General features: G+C 73.4%; 20 protein-coding genes and 1 tRNA gene. 14 read left to right on the forward strand and 7 right to left on the reverse strand.

The window, feature by feature from the left end:
* Nucleotides 1-26 precede the first annotated feature (26 nt).
* From ASF50_RS07405 to ASF50_RS07420, 4 genes are all read right to left on the reverse strand, one after another.
* Nucleotides 27-272 carry an acyl carrier protein gene (locus ASF50_RS07405; RefSeq protein ID WP_056864248.1) on the reverse strand — a complete coding sequence of 82 codons (246 nt, stop codon included), beginning with the start codon at nt 270-272 and terminating at the stop codon, nt 27-29.
* Between the two features lie 123 nt (nt 273-395).
* On the reverse strand, nt 396-1,406 hold the full coding sequence (locus ASF50_RS07410) for a beta-ketoacyl-ACP synthase III (RefSeq protein WP_056864249.1): 1,011 nt from the start codon (nt 1,404-1,406) through the stop codon (nt 396-398).
* Complete coding sequence (locus tag ASF50_RS07415; RefSeq protein ID WP_056903930.1) at nt 1,406-2,590, reverse strand: acyltransferase domain-containing protein; 1,185 nt, start codon at nt 2,588-2,590, stop codon at nt 1,406-1,408. The genes ASF50_RS07410 and ASF50_RS07415 overlap by 1 nt, the downstream gene beginning before the upstream one ends.
* 91 nt (nt 2,591-2,681) lie before the next feature.
* Nucleotides 2,682-3,911 (reverse strand): PucR family transcriptional regulator, encoded by a 1,230-nt coding sequence (locus ASF50_RS07420; protein ID WP_056864251.1) that lies wholly within the window; start codon nt 3,909-3,911, stop codon nt 2,682-2,684.
* 119 nt (nt 3,912-4,030) lie between these two features.
* Between ASF50_RS07420 and ASF50_RS07425 the strand changes: the two genes are divergently transcribed.
* Nucleotides 4,031-4,975 (forward strand): alpha/beta fold hydrolase, encoded by a 945-nt coding sequence (locus ASF50_RS07425; protein ID WP_056903931.1) that lies wholly within the window; start codon nt 4,031-4,033, stop codon nt 4,973-4,975.
* 115 nt (nt 4,976-5,090) lie between these two features.
* On the opposite strand, the gene aceE is transcribed toward ASF50_RS07425, so the two are convergent.
* Entirely contained in the window at nt 5,091-7,916 is a 2,826-nt protein-coding gene (aceE, locus tag ASF50_RS07430) for a pyruvate dehydrogenase (acetyl-transferring), homodimeric type (protein ID WP_082502850.1), read from the reverse strand.
* Nucleotides 7,917-8,125: 209 nt separating this feature from the next.
* On the opposite strand from aceE, the gene ASF50_RS07435 reads away from it, so the two are divergent.
* The 3 genes from ASF50_RS07435 (at nt 8,126) to ASF50_RS07445 (ending at nt 10,887) form a co-directional block, all read left to right on the forward strand.
* On the forward strand, nt 8,126-8,599 hold the full coding sequence (locus ASF50_RS07435) for a DUF3052 domain-containing protein (RefSeq protein WP_082500250.1): 474 nt from the start codon (nt 8,126-8,128) through the stop codon (nt 8,597-8,599).
* A gap of 168 nt (nt 8,600-8,767) precedes the next feature.
* On the forward strand, nt 8,768-10,384 hold the full coding sequence (locus ASF50_RS07440; RefSeq protein WP_235557581.1) for an AMP-binding protein: 1,617 nt from the start codon (nt 8,768-8,770) through the stop codon (nt 10,382-10,384).
* Entirely contained in the window at nt 10,381-10,887 is a 507-nt protein-coding gene (locus ASF50_RS07445; RefSeq protein ID WP_056903932.1) for a peroxiredoxin, read from the forward strand. The genes ASF50_RS07440 and ASF50_RS07445 overlap by 4 nt, the downstream gene beginning before the upstream one ends.
* 34 nt (nt 10,888-10,921) lie before the next feature.
* On the opposite strand, the gene ASF50_RS07450 is transcribed toward ASF50_RS07445, so the two are convergent.
* Complete coding sequence (locus tag ASF50_RS07450) at nt 10,922-11,869, reverse strand: GlxA family transcriptional regulator (RefSeq protein ID WP_056864254.1); 948 nt, start codon at nt 11,867-11,869, stop codon at nt 10,922-10,924.
* A 101-nt stretch (nt 11,870-11,970) separates the two neighbouring features.
* Here ASF50_RS07450 and ASF50_RS07455 point away from each other — a divergent pair, with 101 nt between their 5' ends.
* On the forward strand, nt 11,971-12,606 hold the full coding sequence (locus ASF50_RS07455) for an isochorismatase family protein (RefSeq protein ID WP_056903933.1): 636 nt from the start codon (nt 11,971-11,973) through the stop codon (nt 12,604-12,606).
* Nucleotides 12,607-12,648: 42 nt separating this feature from the next.
* Here the strand turns inward: ASF50_RS07455 and ASF50_RS07460 are convergent.
* Nucleotides 12,649-12,723 (reverse strand) — tRNA-Val (locus ASF50_RS07460).
* Between the two features lie 184 nt (nt 12,724-12,907).
* Between ASF50_RS07460 and ASF50_RS07465 the strand changes: the two genes are divergently transcribed.
* The 9 genes from ASF50_RS07465 to ASF50_RS07505 all read left to right on the forward strand — a co-directional run bounded on the left by ASF50_RS07465 (nt 12,908) and on the right by ASF50_RS07505 (nt 22,724).
* On the forward strand, nt 12,908-13,171 hold the full coding sequence (locus ASF50_RS07465) for a hypothetical protein (RefSeq protein WP_056864256.1): 264 nt from the start codon (nt 12,908-12,910) through the stop codon (nt 13,169-13,171).
* Nucleotides 13,171-14,556 carry a DUF4331 domain-containing protein gene (locus ASF50_RS07470; protein WP_056864257.1) on the forward strand — a complete coding sequence of 462 codons (1,386 nt, stop codon included), beginning with the start codon at nt 13,171-13,173 and terminating at the stop codon, nt 14,554-14,556. Before ASF50_RS07465 ends, ASF50_RS07470 begins: the two co-directional genes overlap by 1 nt.
* Nucleotides 14,553-14,966: a hypothetical protein gene (locus ASF50_RS07475; protein WP_056903934.1), complete on the forward strand. Its 414-nt coding sequence runs from the start codon at nt 14,553-14,555 to the stop codon at nt 14,964-14,966. Before ASF50_RS07470 ends, ASF50_RS07475 begins: the two co-directional genes overlap by 4 nt.
* A 193-nt stretch (nt 14,967-15,159) precedes the next feature.
* Nucleotides 15,160-17,487 (forward strand): HAD-IB family hydrolase, encoded by a 2,328-nt coding sequence (locus ASF50_RS07480; protein WP_056903935.1) that lies wholly within the window; start codon nt 15,160-15,162, stop codon nt 17,485-17,487.
* Entirely contained in the window at nt 17,487-18,713 is a 1,227-nt protein-coding gene (locus tag ASF50_RS07485) for a zinc-dependent alcohol dehydrogenase (RefSeq protein ID WP_056904283.1), read from the forward strand. Before ASF50_RS07480 ends, ASF50_RS07485 begins: the two co-directional genes overlap by 1 nt.
* Nucleotides 18,713-20,296 carry a lactate racemase domain-containing protein gene (locus ASF50_RS07490; protein ID WP_056864260.1) on the forward strand — a complete coding sequence of 528 codons (1,584 nt, stop codon included), beginning with the start codon at nt 18,713-18,715 and terminating at the stop codon, nt 20,294-20,296. Before ASF50_RS07485 ends, ASF50_RS07490 begins: the two co-directional genes overlap by 1 nt.
* A 23-nt stretch (nt 20,297-20,319) precedes the next feature.
* Nucleotides 20,320-21,249, forward strand: a complete 930-nt coding sequence (locus tag ASF50_RS07495) for a lysophospholipid acyltransferase family protein (RefSeq protein ID WP_056864261.1) — start codon at nt 20,320-20,322, stop codon at nt 21,247-21,249.
* Between the two features lie 170 nt (nt 21,250-21,419).
* On the forward strand, nt 21,420-21,812 hold the full coding sequence (locus tag ASF50_RS07500; RefSeq protein WP_056903936.1) for a hypothetical protein: 393 nt from the start codon (nt 21,420-21,422) through the stop codon (nt 21,810-21,812).
* 33 nt (nt 21,813-21,845) lie between these two features.
* The gene (locus tag ASF50_RS07505; protein ID WP_056903937.1) at nt 21,846-22,724 is read left to right on the forward strand and encodes a serine/threonine-protein kinase; all 879 of its coding nucleotides are present in this window, start codon (nt 21,846-21,848) and stop codon (nt 22,722-22,724) included.
* The last annotated feature ends 27 nt before the right edge of the window (nt 22,725-22,751 follow it).

Raw genomic sequence — 22,751 nt, forward strand, 5'->3', positions numbered from 1 at the left:
CCGTGGTGCTGCGGTGGTGCTGCCGGTCAGGCGGAGGCGCGCTCGATGAACGCCACGGCGTCGCCGACGGTCTTGAGGTTCTTGACCTCGTCGTCGGGGATGGACACGCCGAACTTCTCCTCGGCGGCCACGACGACCTCGACCATCGAGAGCGAGTCGACGTCGAGGTCGTCGACGAAGGACTTGTCGAGCTGGACGTCGTCGGCGTCCACGCCGGCGACCTCGTTGACGATCTCGGCGAGGTCGGCGCGGATCTCTTCGGTGGTGGGCATCGCGTGATTCCTTCTCTGTGGTGGCCGCGGGAGGTCCCCGCGGGGGTTCGGGTGGTGCGTCGGGTACGTCGGGGGCGTGCGGTCGGGCTCCTGCCGGCCCGCGCGGGGCCGCTCAGGGGCCGGTCAGGGGATGGTGACGACCTGCGCGGCGTAGGAGAGCCCGGCGCCGAAGGCGATGAGCAGCGCGAGGTCGCCGGAGCGGGCGTCGCCCTCGGCCACCATGCGGTCCAGCGCCAGCGGCACGGAGGCGGCGGAGGTGTTGCCCTGGTCGACGATGTCGCGGGCGATGCGCACGTCGGCCGGCAGCTTCATGGCCCGCGCCATGGTGTCGGTGATGCGGTTGTTGGCCTGGTGGGGCACGAAGCAGTCGAGGTCGTCGACGGTGATCCCGGCCCGCTCGACGGCCTCCAGCCCGGTCTTGGCCATCTGGAAGGAGGCCCAGCGGAAGACGGCATTGCCCTGCATCACCAGGTGCGGCACGCGGGGCTCCTCGGAGGTGAGCGCCTGGTGCCAGTCCTCGCGGGTGCGGATGAGGTCGTACTGCTCGCCGTCGGAGCCCCAGACGACCGGGCCGATGCCCGGGGTCTCGCTCGGTCCGACGACCACGGCGCCCGCACCGTCGGCGAAGATGAAGGCGGTGCCGCGGTCGGTGGGGTCGGTGATCTCGGAGAGCTTCTCGACCCCGATGACCAGCACGTGCCCGGCGCTGCCGCCGCGCACGAGGTCGGAGGCCAGGGCCACGCCGTGGCAGAAGCCGGCGCACGCCGCGGAGATGTCGAAGGCCGGGGCGTGGTCGGTGCCGAGCTCGTGGGCGACGGCGGTGGCCAGCGACGGCGTGCTGAGGTGGTGGCTGACGGTGGCGACGATGACGCAGCCGATGTCGCCCGGCTCCAGGCCGGCGCGCTCGACGGCCTGGCGGGCGGCGCCCACGGCCATCACCTGCACCGTCTCCTCCTCGGTGGCCCAGCGCCGCTCGCGGATGCCCGAGCGCTGCTGGATCCACTCGTCGGAGGAGTCGATGGCCTCGACGACCTCGGAGTTGGGGACGACGCGCGAGGCGCGGTAGGCGCCGACGCTCTTGATGGCGGCGTGGGCGGCGCCCTGGGCGGTGCGCAGGCCCGTGGTGGCGGCCATCAGCTGGCGCCGTGGGGGTGCAGGCGCAGCAGGGGCTGACCGGGGGAGACCAGGTCGCCGTCCTCGACGAGCCACTCCACGACCTGGCCGCCGTGGTTGGCGGTGACGACCAGCTTGTCGCGCGAGCTGGCGACCTCGCCGATCACCGCGCCCGCGGCCAGCTGGTCGGTGGCGCCGGCCGCCTCGTCGCGGTGGAAGGTGCCCTTGGTGGGGGAGACGACCATGCGCCAGGTGGGGCTGTTCTCCATGCCGGCGGACTCGCCGTGCTTGTCGCAGAAGGCGCGCGCGTCGTCGAGCTGGTCGGGGGTCTTGAGGGCGAAGGTCTCCACGCCCTTGAGCGCCCGCTTGGCGATGCCGGTCAGGGTGCCGGCCGGCGGCATCTCGAGGATGCCGGTCACGCCGAGGTCCTCCATGGTCTCCAGGCACAGGTCCCAGCGCACCGGGTGGGAGATCTGGCCGACCAGGCGGCGCAGCACCTCGCGACCGTCGTGGACGACCTGCCCGTCGCGGTTGGAGATGACGCGGGTGCGGGGGTCGTGGGTCGAGACCGCGCGGGCGAGGTGGCCGAGGTGGCCGACCGCGGGCTCCATGTGGTGGGTGTGGAAGGCGCCGGCGACCGAGAGCGGCACGAGGCGGGCCTTGGCCGGGGGAGCGGCCCTGAAGGCCTCCAGCTGCTCCAGGGTGCCGGCGGCGACGACCTGGCCGGGGCCGTTGTCGTTGGCGGCGGTGAGACCGTGCTCGGCCAGGCCGGCCAGCACCTCCTCGCGGTCACCGCCCAGCACGGCGGTCATGCCGGTCGGGGTCGCGGCCGAGGCCTCGGCCATGGCCTTGCCGCGCTCGCGCACCAGCACCATGGCCTGCTCGGCGGTGATGACGCGGGCGCCCGCCGCGGCGGCGATCTCGCCCACGGAGTGGCCGGCCACGGCCCCGATGCGCTCGAAGGCGTCGCCGGGGTGCGGGAAGAGCGCGAGCGCCGTGACCAGACCGGTCGCCACCAGCAGCGGCTGGGCGACCTTGGTGTCGCGGATGGTCTCGGCGTCGGCGTTGGTGCCGTAGTCGACGAGGTCGAGGCCCGCGACGGTGGAGAGCCACTCGAAGCGGGCGGCGAAGGTGGGGTCCTCGAGCCAGGGGGTGAGGAAACCGGGCGACTGGGCTCCCTGACCGGGAGCGACGATGACGAGCACACCCCCACTCTGCCGGGGCCCGGGGCCGGGACCCACCTGCGGCGCGCACCAAGTGCGCGGCTCGAAGTTGTAGGAACCCGACAAATCCGGTTTACAGATGTGTCGTGGTGTCCGAAGCCGGTCGTGCCGGGGTCCGCCGACCCGACTGCCGCCCGAGCACCAGCGCCATCTCGAGGGTGAAGGCGTCGCGCGGCTCGCCGGGCGCGTAGCCCGTGAGGTCGGCGACCTGGCGCAGCCGGTAGCGCACGGTGTTGGCGTGGACGAAGAGCGCCCGCGCGGCGCCCTCGATGGAGCCGCCGGCGGCGAGGTAGGCCGCGAGGGTCTCCACCAGCGTGCCGCGGGCCCCGACCAGGCGGAGGTAGACGTCCTCCACGAGGTGGCGCCGGGCGTGGCCGTCGCCCACCAGCACCCGCTCGGGCAGCAGCTCGTTGGCCAGCACGGGGCGCGGCGCCTCGGGCCAGCCGCTGGCGGCGCGCAGCGCCGAGACCGCGGCCCGGGCCGAGACGTGGGCCTCCGCGAGGCTCCCGGCGACGGGCCCGACGACGACCGGTCCCTCGCCGAAGAGCCCGACGACCACGTCGGCGGCGGCGCGGGGGTCCTCGACGCCGCCCAGGATGACGACGAGCCGCTCGCCCTGCACGGCGCACAGGGCGTCGGTGCCCGCGGCCCGGGCCCGTCGGCGCGCCTCGTCGAAGAGGTCGGTCTCGGTGCGTCGCGCCGGCGCCGACCCGAGCACGACCACGACCCGGCCACGGGCGGTCCACCCGAGGGCGCTGGCGCGGGACAGCACGGTCTCGTCGGCCTCGGCGCGCAGCACCGAGTCGACGACCAGCGCCTCGAGGCGGGCGTCCCAGGCGCCGCGGACCTCGGCGGCGCGCGCGTAGACCTCGGCGGTCGCGAAGGCGATCTCGCGGGCGTAGCGCAGCAGGGCGGCGTGCACGTCGACCGCCTCCTCGGGCTCCAGCACGCTGTCGACGTTGCTCTCGACGACCTCGATCGAGAGCCGCACCAGGTCGACGGTCTGGCCCAGGGTGATGACGCCGGCCAGGGTGCGGGGCGCGGCCTCGAAGATCGACCCGGCCAGCGCCGGCCCGGACCCGGGGGTCCCGCCGTCGGCGCCGTACCACTCCACGAACCCGCGCACGCCCGCCTGCACGATGAGGCCGACCCAGGAGCGGTCCTCGGCGCTGAGCTCGCGGAACCACGGGACGGAAGCGTCCATGCGGGCCGTGGCGGCGGTGCTGAGGGCGCCGGTGGCGCGCAGCAGGCGCGCCGCGGCGCGGCGCCGCTGCTCCGAGGGGTCCGCGGCGGCAGGGGGCACGCCCCGAGGCTAGTGCCCCCGCGCGGGTGAAATCAGCGGTGGGCCGGGCGGTTGTGCTGCGTGGGCCGAGTGGCGTCTGGTTGAATCCCGCACAACGTCGCAGCCCCGGGAGGCCCCGCGTGACGGCACCGCACCACGAGGTCCAGCACCTCACCATCCACGGCCACCGCCGCGCCTTCGTCAAGGTCGGCAGCGGGCCGGTCGTCCTGCTGCTGCACGGTCTGGGCTGCGACCACACCACGTGGTCCCCGGTCATCGACACCCTGGCCGAGCGCTACACCGTGCTGGCGCCCGACCTGCTGGGTCACGGCGCCTCCGACAAGCCGCGCGCCGACTACTCCGTGGGTGGCTACGCCAACGGCATGCGCGACCTGCTCACGGTGCTGGGCATCGACAAGGTGACGGTGGTCGGCCACAGCTTCGGCGGCGGCGTGGCGATGCAGTTCGCCTACCAGTTCCCCGAGCGCACCGAGCGGATGATGCTGGTCGCCTCCGGGGGTCTCGGGCCCGAGGTCTCGCCGGCGATCCGCGCCATCACGACGCCCGGCTTCCACCAGCTGATGGGCGTGCTCACCCTGCCCGGCGTGCGCCACGTGGGCGTCGCCGGCATGCGCACGCTGGCCGCGGCGCCGCTGCCCGGCACCAGCGACCTCGCCGAGGTCGCCGACATCTACGACTCCTTCAAGGATCCGCGTGCCCGGGCCGCGATCCGCCAGGTCGTGCGCGCGGTCGTCGACTGGCGCGGCCAGCTCGTCACGATGGCCGACCGGGCCTACCTCACCGAGGCCATGCCGATGAGCGTGGTCTGGGGCAGCCACGACCGGGTGATCCCGGTCAGCCACGCCGACAACGCCGCGTCGCTGGCGCCCAAGGCCAGCGTGGAGGTGATCGCGGGGGCGGGGCACTTCCCCCACAAGGACCACCCCGAGCGGTTCGCCGCGATCCTCGACGACTTCGTGCGTACGACCCGGCCCGCGGTCTACAGCCGGGCCCGGTGGCGGCGGCTGCTCGCCAACGGCCCCGCCGCGCCGGTCAGCCCGGTGCACGTCGTCGCCACGGCCTGAGGCCGCGCAGGGCCGCGGCGGCGCGTGCCGGGCCGGAGCGGTGCCGACGACGCCGCGAGGGGCGTGCGGGCCGAGGCCCGCACGCCCCTCGCGTGCCGTGCTGGTGCGGTGACGCTCAGGCGTCGCCGCCCTCCTGCTTGCGTCCGGCGACCGCGGTCGGGTCGTCGATGCGGTACTGCGCGAAGGCCTTCTCGACCTGTGCCGGGTCGATCTCGCCCGCGTCGGCCAGCGCCTGCAGCGTGCGCACCACCACCGACTCGGCGTCGATGTTGAAGAAGCGGCGCGCGGCGGGCCGGGTGTCGGCGAAGCCGAACCCGTCGGCGCCGAGCACGCAGTAGTCGCCGGGCACCCAGCGCGCGATCTGCAGCGGCACCGCGGCCATGAAGTCCGAGACGGCCAGGAACGGGCCCTGCGACCCGGCCAGCTTGTCGGCGACGTACGCCGTGCGCTGCGGCTCGCCGGGGTGCATGAGGTTCCACTGCTCGGAGGCGACGGCGTCGCGGGCCAGCTCGTTCCACGAGGTCACCGACCACGTGTCGGCCACGACCCCCCAGTCCTCGCGCAGGATCCGCGCGGCCTCCTGGGCCCACGGGAAGCCGACGCCGGAGGCGAGCAGCTGCACGCGGGGTCCGTCGCCCTCGCCGGTGGACACCTTGTGGATGCCCTTGAGGATGCCCTCGACGTCGACGTCCTCGGGCTCGGCCGGCTGCGGGACCGGCTCGTTGTAGACGGTGAGGTAGTAGATGACGTTCTCGCCGTCGGGGTGCTCCTCGGTGGAGCCGTACATCTGCTCCAGCCCGGTCTGCATGATGTGGCTGATCTCGTAGGCGAACGCCGGGTCGTAGTGCTTGATCGCCGGGTTGGTGGTGGCGAGCAGCGGCGAGTGTCCGTCGGCGTGCTGCAGGCCCTCGCCGGTCAGCGTGGTGCGACCGGCCGTGGCGCCGATGAGGAAGCCCCGGGCGAGCTGGTCGGCCATGGCCCAGATCGAGTCGCCGGTGCGCTGGAAGCCGAACATCGAGTAGAAGATGTAGAACGGGATCATGTGCTCGCCGTGCGTGGAGTAGGCCGAGCCCGCTGCGGTGGCCGAGGCCATCGCGCCGGCCTCCGAGATGCCCTCGTGGAGCATCTGGCCCTGCGTCGACTCCTTGTAGGAGAGCAACAACTTGCGGTCGACCGACTCGTAGCGCTGACCGCCGGGGTTGTAGACCTTGGCGCTGGGGAACATCGCGTCCATGCCGAAGGTGCGGTACTCGTCGGGCGCGATCGGCACGATCCGCTTGCCGATCTCGGGGTCCTTCATCCAGTCCTTGAGCAGGCGGACGACGGCCATGGTCGAGGCCACCGAGTTCTTGCCCGAGCCCTTCTTGAGGTCGGCGTAGACCTTGTCGGCCGGCAGCGTGAGGGGCTTGGCCCGCAGCACGCGACGCGGCACCGAGCCGCCGAGCTGGCGGCGGCGCTCCATCATGTAGTCGATCTCGGGGGACTTCTCGCCGGGGTGGAAGAACGGCGCGGCGCCGGTCTCCTCGTAGGAGCGCTCGAGGTCGCGGTCGGAGATCGGCAGGTAGAGCCGGTCGCGGAACTTCTTGAGGTCCTCGGGGGTCAGCTTCTTCATCTGGTGCGTGGCGTTCTTGCCCTCGAGGGCGTCGATCGTCCAGCCCTTGATGGTCTTGGCCAGGATCACGGTGGGCTGGCCCACGTGCTTCTTGGCGGCGTCGAAGGCGGCGTAGACCTTGCGGTAGTCGTGGCCGCCGCGCGGCAGCTTCTGGATCTGCTGGTCGCTCATGTGCTCGACCATGGCGCGCAGGCGCGGGTCGCCGCCGAAGAAGCTCTCGCGGACGTAGCCGCCGTCCTCGACCGAGTAGGTCTGGAAGTCGCCGTCGGGGGTGGCGTTCATCTTGTTGACCAGGACGCCGTCGACGTCGCGGGCCAGCAGCTGGTCCCACTCGCGGCCCCAGACGACCTTGATGACGTTCCACCCGGCGCCGCGGAAGTTGGCCTCGAGCTCCTGGATGATCTTGCCGTTGCCGGTGACCGGTCCGTCGAGCTGCTGGAGGTTGCAGTTGATGACCCAGGTGAGGTTGTCGAGCTCCTCGCGGGCCGCGACGCGGATCGCGCCCAGCGACTCGGGCTCGGCCATCTCGCCGTCGCCGAGGAAGGCCCACACGTGCTGGTTGTCGGTGTCCTTGATGCCGCGGTTCTGCAGGTAGCGGTTGAAGCGGGCCTGGTAGATCGAGTTGATGCCGGTCAGACCCATCGAGACCGTCGGGAACTCCCAGAAGTCCGGCATGAGGCGCGGGTGCGGGTAGGAGGGCAGGCCCTGGCCCGTGCCGTGCTGCACCTCCTGGCGGAAGCGGTAGAGCTGCTGCTCGCTGAGCCGGCCCTCGAGGTAGGCACGCGAGTAGATGCCGGGGGAGGCGTGGCCCTGGATGTAGATCTGGTCACCGCCGCCGGGGGCGTCCTTGCCCTGGAAGAAGTGGTTGAAGCCGACCTCGTAGAGGCTCGCCGAGGACTGGTAGGTGGCGATGTGGCCGCCGACCTCCAGGCCCTTGCGGTTGGCGCTGGAGACCATCACCGCGGCGTTCCACCGGATGAAGGCGCGGATGCGCCGCTCGGCCTCCTCGTCGCCGGGGAACCAGGGCTCGCGCTCCGGCGGGATGGTGTTGATGTAGTCGGTGCTGCGCAGGGCGGGCACGCCGACGTTCATCTCCCGGGCGCGCTCCAGCAGCCGGAGCATGACGTAGCGCGCGCGCTCGCGGCCGCGCTCGTCGACCATGGAGTCGAAGGAGTCGATCCAGTCGTGGGTCTCGTCCGGATCGATGTCGGGCAGCTGGGTGGGCAGGCCCTCGTGGATCACGGCGCGGGCCGAGCCCGCACGTGCGGTGCCCGCGGTGGCGGGACCGGTCGAGGAGGTGCCGGACGGGGTGGATGAGTCATCGGTCACTCGCTCATCGTGGCACGCCGTCCCGACCGGCGAAATCTACCCGCGAGTACGCCGGAAAAGGGTTCGCTGAGCGTCACGGGACGTCCGTTGACCGGACCGCCGACGTCCTCACCCTGGTCACTGGCTTGCGCGCGGGCCCGCACTCCGCTGGACTACTCCTCATCCGTGGCCGGACCGACGGCCCCGGAGCCCACAGACTGGAGGACTCAGTGAGCTCGACCGCGGGTGGCGGGTCCACCCAGACAGGCCCCACGACCGGGACCACGACCGACGACGGCACCACTGCCGACACTCCGGCGGCACGGCTCGGCTTCAGCGCGGGCATGGTCATCCAGGAGCTCGGCTGGGACAACGACACCGACGACGACCTCCGGGTCTCCATCGAGGACACCATCGACGCCGACATGGTCGACGGCGACCACGGCAACGTGGTCGACGCCGTCGTGCTGTGGTGGCGCGCCGACGACGGCGACCTCGTCGACGGGCTCGTCGACTCCCTCACCGACCTGGTCGGCGGCGGCTCCATCTGGCTGCTCACGCCGAAGGTCGGACGTCCGGGCTCGGTCGACGCCGCCGACATCGCCGAGGCCGCGCCCATCGCGGGCCTGGCCCAGACCACGACCGCGGCGGTGAGCAAGGACTGGGCCGCGACGCGGCTCGTCGCGCCGAAGACCCCCGCCTGAGCGGGCCGCCGGCCACCCCCGGCGTCCCCGCACGACCGAGTCGTCCTGGTGGGTGAACCGGCGGCGCGCGACGCGTCGTACGGTCCGCTCACCGGGGCGGCACCGCCCCGACCGGCTCCCGCGGCCGGATGCCCAGGTCGCCTGTGGACGGCCAGACAGGAACGCCCCGTGCTCCAGAAGATCATGACCGGTGTCTCCTCGGCCGGCATGTCGGTGAAGGTCCTCGGTCGTGCCGGGGTGATCAAGCCCTACTCGCCGGTGGTGCTGGCCCGGCTGGCCAGGACGCTCACGCAGTGGGGCCCGGGACCCGCGGGGGGCTTCGCCTCGCTGGCGATCCGCGACCCCCACGCGACCGGGCTGGTCGACGAGATCGGCTCCCTGACGTGGGAGCAGCTGCACCGCCGCTCCAACTCCCTCGCGCGGGCCCTGGCCGACCTCGGCGTGGGCGAGGGCGACGGCGTCGCGATCATGTGCCGCAACCACCGCTACTTCCTCGACGCCAGCATCGCCGTCGCCAAGCTCGGCGGTGACGCGATCTACCTCAACACCGCCTTCGCCGGACCGCAGCTCGTGGACGTCCTGGAGCGCGACCGGCCCACCGTGCTGGTGCACGACGAGGAGTTCGCCGAGATGGTCGAGGCGGCCGACGTCGCCCACACCGTCCTGGCCTGGACCGAGCAGGGCTCCGAGCCCGGGCAGCCGACCGTGGAGTCCCTCGTCGCGGCCCACGACGGCGGCGACCTCACGGCCCCCGAGCGCCACGGGCGCACGATCATCCTGACCTCCGGCACCACCGGCACGCCCAAGGGCGCTCCGCGCAGCGAGGCCGGCGTCGACGCCGCGGTCGCGCTGCTCTCGGGCATCCCGCTCAAGCAGGGCTGGCGCACCCACGTCGCCGCGCCCCTCTTCCACACGTGGGGCTTCGCCCACATGGCCCTGGCCATGCTGCTCGGCTCCACCCTCGTGCTCACCCGCCGCTTCGACCCCGAGGCCAGCCTCGAGCTGCTCGCGGCCGAGGAGTGCGACTCCTTCGTGGTCATCCCGGTCATGCTGCAGCGCATCCTCGCCCTGCCCGAGGAGGTGCTCGAGCGCCACGACCTGACCCGCCTCGAGGTCGTCGCCTCGTCGGGCTCGGCGCTGCCCGGTGACCTGGCGGTGACGTGGATGGACCGCTTCGGCGACAACCTCTACAGCACCTACGGCTCCACGGAGGTCGCCTACGCCTCCATCGCCGGCCCGCGCGACCTGCGCGCGGCCCCGTCGTCGGCCGGCCACCCGCCGTACGCCACGGTCGTGAAGATCCTCGACGAGCAGGGCCGCGAGCTGCCCGCCGGCGAGGCCGGGCGGATCTTCGTGGGCAACGGGCTGCTCTTCGAGGGCTACACCGGCGGCGGCCACAAGGAGGTCGTCGACGGGCTGATGTCGACCGGCGACGTGGGGCGCTTCGGCGAGGACGGCCGGCTCTACGTCGAGGGCCGTGACGACGAGATGATCGTCTCCGGCGGCGAGAACGTCTTCCCCAAGGAGGTCGAGGACTGCCTGGCCCGCCACGAGCACGTGGTCGAGGCGGCGGCCGTCGGGGTCGACGACGACGACTTCGGCAAGCGGCTCAAGGCCTTCGTGGTGGTCGACGACTCCTCGGTCAGCGAGGACGACCTCAAGGGCTGGGTGAAGCAGAACCTGGCCCGCTACAAGGTGCCGCGCGAGATCGTGCTGCTCGACGAGCTGCCGCGCAACTCCACCGGCAAGGTCCTCAAGCGCGACCTGGCGAAGCGGGACGCATGAGCGCGACGGCGACGTCGGCGTCCCCGTCGGCGGGCGGGGCCCCGGGCCTGCGGCTCGGGGGCCCGGCGCCCGACTTCTCGCTGCGCGACCAGTTCGGCCAGGACGTCACGCTGTCGTCCTACCGCGGCACCAAGGCGGTGGCGATCCTCTTCTACCCCTTCGCCTTCTCCGGGGTGTGCACCGGCGAGATGGCCGGGGTGCGCGACCGGCTCGCGGAGTTCATGACCTTCGACAGCGAGGTCCTGGCCATCTCCTGCGACCCGACCTACGCGCTGCGGGCCTTCGCTGACGCCGACGGGCTGAACTTCCCGCTGCTCTCCGACTTCTGGCCCCACGGCGAGGTCACCCGCGCCTACGACGTCTTCGACGAGCGCAAGGGCTGCCCCCGCCGCTCCTCCTACGTCATCGACAAGGAGGGCCTGGTGCGGTGGGCGGTGCACAACGCCAACCCCGAGGGCCGTGACCTCGACGAGCACGTGCGCCAGCTGCAGGCCCTGGCCTGACCCACCCCGCGGGCGGAGGCCCCGGGCCGCCGGCTCAGGTGACCGCGAAGCGCTTGCGGTACGACGTGGGCGTCGTCGCGTAGGCGCTCGCGAAGTTCTGCCGGAAGGTCACCGCGCTGGCGAAGCCGCACGTCGCGGCGACCCGCGCGACCGGGAGGGTGGTGGTCTCCAGCAGCCGGCGCGACTCCTCGAGGCGGCGGGCGAGCACCCAGCGCGCGGGGGTGGTGCCGGTGGCCTCGGCGAAGCGACGCGTGAAGGTGCGTCGGCTCATCCGGGCGTGCGCGGCCAGCTCCTCGACGCCCAGGGGGCGGTCGAGGTGCGCCAGGGCCCAGTCCATGGTGGGCCCGACGTGCCCGGTGTCGTCCGCGCGCGGCACCGGTCGCTCGACGTACTGCGCCTGGTCGCCCTCGCGGTGGGGGGCGACGACCAGGTGACGCGCCACCGTGGCCGCGGCGACCGCGCCGAGGCGGGTCCGCACGACGTGGAGGCAGGCGTCGATCGCCGACGCGGTGCCCGCCGAGGTCAGCACGTCGCCGTGGTCGAGGTAGAGCGCTGCCGCCTCGACGGCCACGTTGGGGCGCCGGCGCGCGAGCTGCGCCGCCGCGCCCCAGTGCGTGACCGCGCCGCGGCCGTCCAGCACACCGCTGTCCACGACCGGGAACGCCCCCAGGCACAGGCCGACGGCCGTGCCGCCGCCCGCCGTGACCGCCCGGACCGCCCGCACCAGGTCCTCCTCGGCCGGAGGCAGGTCGGTGGGCCACGACGGCAGCACGAGCAGGTCGGCGCCCTCGACGACCTCGGGTCCGTGGACGCCGCCGACGAGGAGGCCCTCGGTCGTGCGCACCGCGCGGCCGTCGGCTGTCCACACCACGGGGTCCCACCCCGGGGCCAGGCCCTGACGGCCCACCTCGCCGAACACCAGCAGCGGCGTGGCGAGGTGGAAGAGGGTGACGCCGTCGAAGGCGTGGACGACGATGCGCATCTTGGCCCGATCTCATCGAAGGTGGTCCGTCGAGCCACTCACGCTAGCGCAACCTTCGGGGGACGCTGGAGCCTTCGCCCCCGCAGCACCGAGGAGAGACCATGACCCACCCCCGCCGCGCCCTCGTCGTCGTCGACGTCCAGCAGGAGTACTTCGAGGGAGTGCTCGCGATCCAGGCCCCTGAGCGCGACCGCACCCTCTCCCAGGTGCTCGCAGCCCTCGACACGGCCGCGGACGCCGACCTGCCGGTCGTCGTCGTGCAGCACGAGCTGCCCGAGGGCGCGCCCGTCTTCGCCGTGGGCAGTCGGAGCTGGTCGCTGCACCCTGAGGTCGAGCGCCGGCTCGACCCGTCGTGGCTGCGCGCCACCAAGGACAAGGCGAGCGTCTTCGCCGGCACCGACGTGGCCGCCTGGCTGGGCGAGCGTGACGTCGACACCGTGACGATCGTCGGCTACATGACCAACAACTGCGACCTCGCCACCGCCGTCGGCGCCGAGGAGCTCGGCCTCACGGCCGAGGTCCTCTCCGACGCCACGGGCGCCATCCACCTGGCCAACGAGGCCGGCGAGGTCTCGGCCGAGCAGCTGCACGCCACCCTGATGGTGCTGCTGCACTCCAACCTCGCGGCCGTGGCCACGACGGGTGACTGGGCCGCGGCCGTCGCCGCGGGGGAGGCCCTGCCGGTCAGCGACCTCGGCACGTCGGCCACGCGGGGCCGGGCGGTCTTCGGCGGCTGAGCGCGCGGGCCGGCCGTGACCGGGTGTTGACCGGGTCGGGGCTGGTGGGCGCAGAGGGGATCGAACCCCCGACCTGCTCGTTGTAAGCGAGCTGCTCTACCGCTGAGCTATACGCCCCCGCGCCCCGGTCGCACCGAGGCGGGCACAGACTAGACGAGACCGGCGCCGGCCGGTCGCCGCCCTCCGGACCAGACCGGTCGGAACTGGTGCCGGTCCGGTCCCATCCGGCACGGCGAGGGCTCCGAACCCGTAGTGGCCTGCCTCACACGAGGCGACTGGATCCCTATGGAGGGGCTTTCGCATGAGCGACACCAGCAGAAGGAAGTTCATCGCCGCGGCCGGAGCCGGCACCGCGGCGACCGCCGTGGCCGGCGGCGTCACCCTGGCGACCGGCGGCAGCGCCGCGGCCGCCCGCCCGCGTCCGGGCACCGCGAAGGAGGCCGTCGTGGCCTACGTCGAGAACCACCGCTCCGACCGACTGACGATCCTCGTCGGCGAGCGCGAGATCGAGGTCCGCGACCGCGACCTCGTCACCCGCATCCTCAACGCAGCAGGGGGCAACTGATGTCGTCGCACCGCGAAGCACCGGAGATCGCCAAGGACCCCGCGGCCGACGGCACCGACACCTACGCGTTCGTGAGCCCGGAGAACCCGAACAAGGTCATCCTGATCGCGAACTTCATCCCGCTGCAGCAGCCCAACGGCGGCCCGAACTTCTACGAGTTCGCCGACGACGTGCAGTACGAGATCCACGTCTCCAACAAGGGCACGTCGGAGCCCGACATCACCTACCAGTTCCGCTTCCGGACCCAGGTGCGCAACCCCAAGACGTTCCTCTACAACACCGGCCAGATCACCGACATCTCCGACGAGGCCTGGAACCGCCCGCAGTTCTACACCGTGATGAAGGTGCAGGGCGGTCGCAAGCAGGTCATCGGGCGCAACCTGCCCGTGCCCCCGGTCAACGTGGGTCCGCGCAGCACGCCCAACTACGGCGACCTCGCCGACCAGGCCACCCACCGCCTCGGCAACGGTCGCAAGGTCTTCGCGGGCCAGCGCGCCGACGCCTTCCACGTCGACCTGGGCAGCATCTTCGACCTCGGCGCCCTGCGCCCCTTCAACGAGGCCCACGTCATCTCTATGCCGGAGATGAACGGCGTCAACTCGGTGCAGTCCTACAACGTGCACACCATCGCGCTGCAGGTGAACATCACCGAGCTGACCCGTGACGGCTCCAAGCCCGACGACGTGATGGACCCCAAGTCCGTCATCGGCGTGTGGGCCACCGCCAGCCGCCGCAAGTCGCGGATGTGGAACGCCAACCAGGGCAAGTACACCGGCATGGGCCCGTGGCAGCAGGTCTCGCGCCTGGGCAACCCGCTGTTCAACGAGGTCATCGTGCCGATGGCCGAGAAGGACAACTGGAACGCCAGCCCGGTCACCGCCGACAAGCGCTTCGCCAAGTACGTCGCCAAGCCCGAGCTGCAGGGGCTGCTCCCGGCGCTCTACCCGGGGGTCTTCCCCAACCTGGCGGCCTACGACAAGCCGCGCGCCGACCTCGACGCGATCCTGCTGACCGGCATCCCCGAGGGTGTCGTGCCCGGCTTCCAGAACTACACCGGGCCGGTCAAGGCCGACATGCTGCGCCTCAACGTGGCGGTGCCCCCGACGGCTCCGGCCGACGAGAACCCGATCGGCCTCGTGGCCGGCGACGCCGCGGGCTTCCCCAACGGCCGTCGCCTCGGCGACGACGTGGTGGCCATCGAGCTGCGGGCCGTGGCCGGTGCCACGATCCCGCTGGTCGACCCGTCCTACGAGCCCGACGCGGCCGCCGGTGCCCTCACCGACGGCACCAGCAACACCAACGCGCCGCTGCTCGACCGGTTCCCGTTCCTGGGCCTGCCCGGCGGCGGCTATCAGACCGAGCCCGGCACCACGCAGGCCTCGTGACCACCCCCGCGTCGGTCGAGAACCCGCACGCCGGGCAGGGCTCGGTCCTGCTCGACATCGGGGGTGACGTCGGGGCCCTGGTGGTCACCATGCCGGCGTCGATGCTCGACGTGGAGGTGGAGATCAAGCCGGTCGGCGCCGACTTCGACGAGCCGGCCGACCACCCGCACGACCACGACCACGACCACGGTCATGGCCACGGTCACGGTCACGGTCACGGCCACGGGAGGCACCCGCACGTCGCGGTCGTCGCCCGTCCGGTGCCCGGCGGGGGCTCGGTGCCCTCGCTGGTCTACCCCGACCTCGTCGGGGGCTCCTACGACCTCTACATCAAGGACACGACCGACATCGTCCTGACCGTCGAGGTCCCCGGCGGGTCCGTCGCCACCGCGGAGTGGCCCGGAGCCTGAGCGCTCCTGCGCGACCACGGCGCCCGTGCGGGCGCGTGCACGACGTACGACGGCCGTCCCGGTCCACCCGGGGCGGCCGTCGTCGTGTGCCCCCACGGTGTGGACCCCCGCCGACGGGTGTCGGTGGGACGGGGCACAATCGGCCCCGCACCCACGACAGACCAGCACGGCGAGCGGCGACGGAGGACGCAGCGTGGCAGCAACCGGATCCGGGCCGGGCGTCGCCGAGCGCCTCGCCGGTCGCCACGTCCTGCTGACGGGGGTCACCGGCTTCGTCGGCGAGGCCCTGCTGCGGCTGCTGCTGGTCGAGGTGCCCGACGTCCGGGTCAGCGTGCTCGTGCGCCCCAAGGGCTCGACGTCCGCGGCCGCGAGGGTCGCGACGCTGCTGGGCAAGCCGGTCTTCGCCCCGGCGGTCGAGGTCGCCGGCGGGGTGGAGCCCCTGCTGGCCGCGCGCGTCGGTGTCGTGGCCGGTGACCTCTCCGACGTGCCCGCGCTGCCCGACGACCTCGACGCGGTCGTCCACTGCGCGGGCGACGTGTCCTTCGACCCGCCGGTCGACGCGGCCTTCACCACCAACGTCGTCGGCACGCGCGACCTGCTCGCCCGGCTCCGCGAGGCCGAGGAGCGCGGCGACGGCCGTGCCGTGCACTACGTCCACGTCTCCACCGCCTACGTCTCCGGGCGGCGCAGCGGCACGGTGCCCGAGGGGCCGGTGGCCCACGACGTCGACCTCGAGGCCGAGCTGACGTGGGGGCTGGCCCAGCGCGGGGAGCTCGAGCGGCGCTCGCGCGACGCCGACCGGCTCGAGGCCCAGCGGCGGCGCGCCGAGCGCGAGCACGGGCGCGCGGGGCTGCTCACGGCGGCCGCGGCCAGCGAGGCGGCGCGGCGGCAGTGGGTCAAGGACGAGCTGGTCCGCGTGGGCAGCGAGCGGGCCCGCAGCCTGGGCTGGACCGACTGCTACACCTTCACCAAGGCCCTCGGCGAGCGCGTCGTGGAGCAGCACGCCCGCACCCACCCGGTGTCGGTGGTGCGACCCAGCATCATCGAGTCGGCGCTCGCCAGCCCCCACCCGGGCTGGATCGAGGGCTTCAAGATGGCCGAGCCGCTGATCCTCGCCTACGGCCGCGGAGAGCTCCCGGAGTTCCCCGCCGCGGCCGACACCATCGTCGACATCGTGCCCGTCGACCACGTGGTGGCGACCCTGGTCGCGGTGCTGGCGCACCCGCCGGCCGCGGGGGAGCCGGCCTGGTTCCACGTCTCCTCGGGCCACCGCAACCCGCTCACCTTCCGCCGGCTCTACGAGCACGTGCGCGCCTACTTCGACGCCCACCCCTTCCAGGCCGGGTCGCGGGGCGCGAGCCCGCTGCCCGACTGGCGCTTCCCCGGTGCCTCGGCCGTCGAGCGGCTGCTGACCACCAGCGAGCGCGCCCACCGCGTCGCGGAGTCGGTCGTGGGTCGCGCCCCGCGCAGCGACCGCACCCGCGACCTGGCCCGCCGGCTGGAGCAGCAGAGGCAGCGCCTGGAGTTCCTGCGGCGCTACCTCGACCTCTACCAGGAGTACGCCCAGGCCGACCTGCGCTTCCCCGACGAGCGCACCACCGCGCTGCGGCTCTCCCTGTCGGCGGCCGACCAGGAGCGGTTCGCCTTCGACACCGCCGCCGTCGACTGGCGGGTCTACGTCGAGGACATCCACTGCCCCGCGGTGACGGCCCCGATCCGACGCCTCGACGAGATCCGTGCCCGCCGCGCCCGGACCACCCCGGCGCGCGCCGGCGGCCTGCGCCCCGTGCCGGCTGCGGAGGGAGCAGGCACCCCGGGGGTCGCGGCGTTCTTCGACATGGACGGCACGCTGCTGTCCTCCAACGTGGTCGAGACCTACCTGTGGATGCGCCTGCAGGAGCTCTCGGCCGGAGAGCGCGCCGGGGAGCTGGGCCGCGTGCTCGGCCGGGTGCCCGGCCTGCTGCGCGCCGAGCGACGCCAGCGCGGGGACTTCCTGCGCGCGGTCTACCGCGACTACGAGGGCGCCGACCGCGCCGCCCTCGACCGGGTCGCCGACGAGCTGCTCACCGACCACGTGCTGGCCCGGCTCTCGCCCGAGGCGGCGCGCCGGATCCGCGAGCACCGCCGTGCGGGTCACCGCACGGTCCTCATCACCGGGGCCGTGCGTCCGCTCACCCGCCCGCTCGCGCCGCTCTTCGACCACGTCGAGGCCGTCGACCTCGTGGTCGACGACCAGGGCCGCTGCACCGGCCACCTCGCGTCCTCCCCGCTGGTGGGGGAGTCGCGCGCCGCCTTCATGCAGGCGTGGGCCGCCCAGCACGACGTCGACCTGGCGGCCTCCTACGCCTACGCCGACTCCCACTCCGACCTGCCGCTGCTGGCCGCCGTCGGCAACCCCGTCGCCGTGCGGCCCGACGTCCCGCTCTACCGCCACGCGCGTCGTCAGGGCTGGAGCATCGTCGACTGGGCCAGCCCCGCCTCGGCCGGTCGCTCGCTCAACCCCGCGGGAGGCCGCCGGTGATGCTCGCGCTGGAGATGTTCCGCTCGCTGCCGCGCCACGTGGCCGGCCGCGCGGTCGGTGGACGCGTGCCCGGACTGCTGTCGGGCTTCGCCGCCCCGCTGCGACTGGTCACTCGCGAGGCGCCGCGTGTGGACCGCCCCGGCTGGGCCCGGCTCCGCACCCGCGTCTCCGGCATCTGCGGCTCCGACCTCGGCGCGCTCTCGGGGCGCACGAGCCTCTACTTCTCCGCGGTGTCCTCGCTGCCGTTCGTGCCCGGTCATGAGGTCGTCGCCGAGCTGCTCGACGACTGCGAGGACCTGCCCGCCGGCACGCGCGTGGTGCTCGATCCGGTCCTGGCCTGCGCCACCCGGGGCGTCGAGCCGTGCGAGGCCTGCCGGGTGGGCGCGACCAACCGCTGCTCGCGCATCACCGTCGGCCACCTCGCGCCCGGGCTGCAGACCGGCTTCTGCCGCGACACCGGCGGCGGCTGGGGCCAGCAGCTGGTGGCCCACCGCAGCCAGCTGCACCCCGTGGCCGAGGGCCTCGACGACCACCAGGCACTGCTGCTCGAGCCGCTGGCCTGCGCGGTCCACACCGCGCTGCGCGCCGGCGTGTCCTCCGGCGACCGGGTGCTGGTCAGCGGCGCCGGCGCGGTCGGGCTCTTCGCCACGCTCGCCCTGCGCGAGCTCACGCCCGCCGGGCACGTCACGGTCGTGGCCAAGCACCCCCACCAGCGCGAGCTGGCCCTGGCGCTGGGAGCCACCGACGTGGTCGCGCCCCGCGAGGTGCTGCGCCGGGTGCGGCGTACGACGGGGGCCTTCCAGGTCAGCCCGCAGCTGCACGCGCCCTACCTGCTCGGCGGCGTCGACGTGGCGATCGACGCGGTCGGCTCCCGCGGCTCGCTCGAGACGGCGCTGCAGTCCACCCGCGCCGGCGGGCGGGTCGTGCTCTCGGGCATGCCCGCCGCGGCCGACCTGTCGGCGGCGTGGTTCCGCGAGCTGGAGCTGGTCGGCACCTACGCCTCAGCCGCCCGCGAGCCCCTGCACGGGGCCGAGGGCGGTGCGCGGGCCGGACGCGCGGCGTTCGACCTCGCCGCCGACCTCGCCGCCCACGACGCCGTCGCCCGCATCGCCGGGTCGGTCGCGACCTACCCGCTCCACCGCTGGCGAGAAGCTCTCGACCACGCCCACGCCGCCGGCCGTCTCGGCACGGTCAAGGTGGCCTTCGACCCGAGGAGAACCGACTAGTGCCCCGTCCCGGATTCGTCCTGGAGGTCGACGACCGCACGCCTCCGCTCCTCGTGCACGAGGGCCTCGGCTTCCGGCTCGAGGACTTCCCGCAGGGCACGCGCGTGGTCTACCCGCCCGAGTCGCTGCCGGCCGTGCGCGACGTCGAGGCCGCGATCACCGACGCCCTGCTCCACCCGCTCGGCTCCGACCCGCTGCCCGAGCGCCTCTTCCCGGGCATGCGGCTGACCCTCGCCTTCGACGACGTCTCGCTGCCGCTGCCCCCGATGCGCGCCCCCGACATCCGCCAGCGGGTGATCGAGCAGGTGCTCACCCTCGCCGCGGAGGCCGGCGTCGACGACGTCGAGATCATCGCCGCCAACGCCCTGCACCGCCGGATGACGACCGCGGAGCTGCGCCACATCGTCGGCGAGCGCGTCTTCCGCTCCTTCCACCCCCAGGGCAAGCTCTACAACTTCGACGCCGAGGACCGCGACAACCTCACCCACCTCGGCACCACCGACGAGGGCGAGGACATCGAGATCAGCAAGCGGGCCGCGGAGTCCGACCTGCTGGTCTACGTCAACGTCAACCTCGTGGCCATGGACGGAGGGCACAAGTCGGTCGGCATCGGCCTGGCCTCCTACCGCTCGCTGCGCCACCACCACAACCCGCGCACGATGGTGCACTCGCGCTCCTTCATGGACCACGAGAAGTCGGCGATGCACCACTCGGCGTGGCGCATCGGGCGGGTGATCAAGGAGCACGTGGCGGTCTTCCAGATCGAGACCACGCTCGACAACCAGGTCTTCCCGGCGCCCTTCGACTTCCTCATGAAGCGCGAGTGGGAGTGGTCGCTGCGCGACCAGGCCTCGATGCTCGCGGCCCGCCGCGGCCTGGCGCTCGCCCCCGCGAAGCTGCGGCACAAGATCTTCCACGACCTGCGTGCGCCCTACGGCCTGACCGGCATCGCCGCCGGCGAGGTCGAGGAGGTCCACGAGAAGACCCTGGAGCGGGTGCACCGCCAGCAGCTGGTGGAGGTCGACGGGGCCTCCGACGTGCTCGTGCTCGGGGTGCCGTTCCTGGGCCCCTACAACGTCGGCAGCTCGATGAACCCCGTGCTCGCCACGTGCATGGGTCTGGGCTACTACTTCAACTCCTACCGCAACCACCCGGTGGTCCGCCGCGGCGGCGCGGTCATCCTCTACCACCCCCTCGACGAGGGCTTCAACCAGCTGCACCACCCCTCCTACGTCGACTTCTACGAGGAGGTGCTCTCCGAGACGACCGATCCCGTGGTGCTCTCGGAGAAGTACGAGCGGCAGTTCGCCGAGGACGACTGGTACCGCCACCTCTACCGCACCTCGCACGCCTACCACGGCGTCCACCCGTTCTACATGTGGTACTGGGCGGCGCACGCGATGGACCACGTCGGCGACGTCGTCTGGGTCGGTGGCGACCGCCGGGTCGCCGCGCGGCTGGGCTTCCGCGCCGCCTCGACGCTGGCCGACGCCCTCGAGATGGTGTCGGGCTCGGTGGGCTCGAGCCCGTCGATCACCTACCTCCACAACCCGCCCCACCTCGTCGCCGACGTGCGGGTCTGAGCAGCGGGGCGAGGGAGGCAGCGATGGGTTTCGTCAGCGAGGGTGTCGACGACGTACGCCGCACGGCGCGCGGCTGGCGCTGGGGGAGGCGGGCGCAGGTGCCGCGCTCGGCCGAGCCCTACGTGCCCGCGGCGCGCTCGCGTGTGTTCCCCTCCGACTGGTCGCGCCGGCCCTCGGCCGTGGCCGCCCGCGAGGTGGCGCAGCGCGGCGGGCTGGAGCCGCTCTTCCGCAGCCAGGTGCGCACGCGCGTGGAGGGCCTCGACGTGCTCGAGCGGGTCGAGGGCCCGGTGATCTTCGTGGCCAACCACGCCTCCCACCTCGACACCCCGCTCATCCTGCTCTCGCTGCCCGACGCGTGGCGTCGGCGCACGGCGGTGGCCGCCGCGGCCGACTACTTCTTCGACACCTGGTGGCGCGCGGTGGGCTCCTCGCTGCTGTTCAACACCTTCCCGATCGACCGGCGCGGCGGCACGCTCACCGCGACGCCCGGCGAGGTGCTCGCCGACGGCTGGAGCCTGGTCATCTACCCCGAAGGCACCCGGTCGACCGACGGCTGGATGTCGGGCTTCCGGATGGGCGCGGCCTGGCTGGCCCACGAGCACGGCGTGCCCGTCGTGCCGGTGGCCCACCGGGGCACCTTCGCGGCGATGCCGCGCGGCCAGGGGTGGCCCGGCCGCGGCCGCCGCCAGCTGACCGTGCGCTTCGGCGAGCCGTTGCGTGCGCGCGAGGGCGAGTCGGTGCGCGACTTCGCGCCAAGGGTGCGCGACGCCGTGGCCGCGCTGCTCGACGAGGAGACCACCACCTGGTGGGAGGCCCGGGGGCGCGCCGCCCGCGGCGAGACCCCCGACCCCTCGGGCCCCGAGGTGGCCACCTGGCGGCGGGTCTGGGCCCAGACCGACTCCCCGCCGGCCGAGCCGACCTCGTCGCGGCGCCTGGCCGTCTGGCGGCGCTGACCCGGCGCCGACCCGGCGCTGACCCGGCGCCGGGAGGGTGCGCCTCACCCCTGCGGCCCGCCGTGGATGAGAGTGCCCTCATCCGAGCCTCATGGGGGCCTCACCCCCGGCCGTCAGAGTCTTCCTCATCACCCGCCGGACCACCCGGCGGACCCACGAGAGGAAGCACCATGAAGAAGATCGCCACCCTCGGCTCGCTCACCCTGGCCTCCGCCCTCACCGGCGGCCTGCTGGCCTTCCAGGCCCCGATCGCCAACGCCGACGACGCCTTCGCCAAGCGCGACGAGGACACCGCCGACGTCGTCATGAGCGTCGACGACGACGATGACGACGACACGGGCAACCGCGACGACGACACCAACGGCGACAACACCAACACCAACACCGGCGCCAGCAAGTCGACCAACGACGGCACCAACAGCAACTTCACCAAGGCCAGCCGCGACCGCGACGTCTCGCGCAGCGACAAGACCAAGGACTTCACGCGCGACGGCGGCGACCGCACCCGCGACTTCTCGGCCAACCAGACCAACGACGCCTCGCGCAACGACACCCGCGGCTGACGGTCCGGGCACGCGGACGACGGAGGGGACGAGATGAGCAAGCCGAGCACCTGGGGCCTGGGCGAGGGCGACCCGATCACCCGCGAGCTGACCGCGATGCGGCTGCTCGGGGGCGGGTCGTCCTACGAGGCCTACCTGGCCTTCGACGAGATCACCTACGCCCCGGTGGTGGTGAAGATCGTCCGGCCGGCCAAGGTCGAGGACCGCTCGAGCATCCGCGGCCTGCGCCGTGAGATCGAGGCGCTGGCCGTCGTCAACCACCCCGCCGTCGTCCGCGGCCTGCGCCACGAGCTGGAGGGGGAGCGGCCCCACCTGGTGCTCGAGCACCTCGACGGGCCCCGCCTGTCCTCGCTCGTACGCCGCTACGGCCCGCTCCAGCCGCAGCAGTACCTGCCGCTCAGCATCGAGGTCGCCTCGGCGCTGCACTACCTGCGCCACCTCGGCTGGACCCACCTCGACGTGAAGCCGAGCAACATCATCATGGGCGCACCCGCGCGCCTGATCGACCTCTCGGTGGCGCGCCCGCTGGCCGCGGCCGAGACCCTCGACCACGTGATCGGCACCGACGCCTACCTCGCCCCCGAGCAGGCCGACCCGCCCCGCACCGGCACCCCCGGGCACGCCAGCGACGTCTGGGGGCTGGCCGCGACCCTCTTCGAGGCCGTGGCCGGCTACCGCGCCTTCGACGACGGGGACCTGGCCTCCGACGACGTGCGGGTGCGCTACCCGCAGGTGTCCCAGGACCCCTACCGGCTCCCCGACGCCGTGCCGGCCGACGTGGCCAAGATCGTCTACGCCGGCCTCGAGAAGCGGCCCGAGGACCGTCCGCTGCCCCACGAGGTGGCCGAGGCCCTCGAGCCGGTGCTCGCCGCCCAGCCGCGGGCCCGGCTCGCGGGCTGGAAGGTGCGCTGAGACCCGGCGTACCCGCCCTGTCCGCAC

It is taken from the genome of Nocardioides sp. Leaf307 (genome assembly GCF_001423135.1).
GTDB lineage: Bacteria > Actinomycetota > Actinomycetes > Propionibacteriales > Nocardioidaceae > Nocardioides > Nocardioides kribbensis.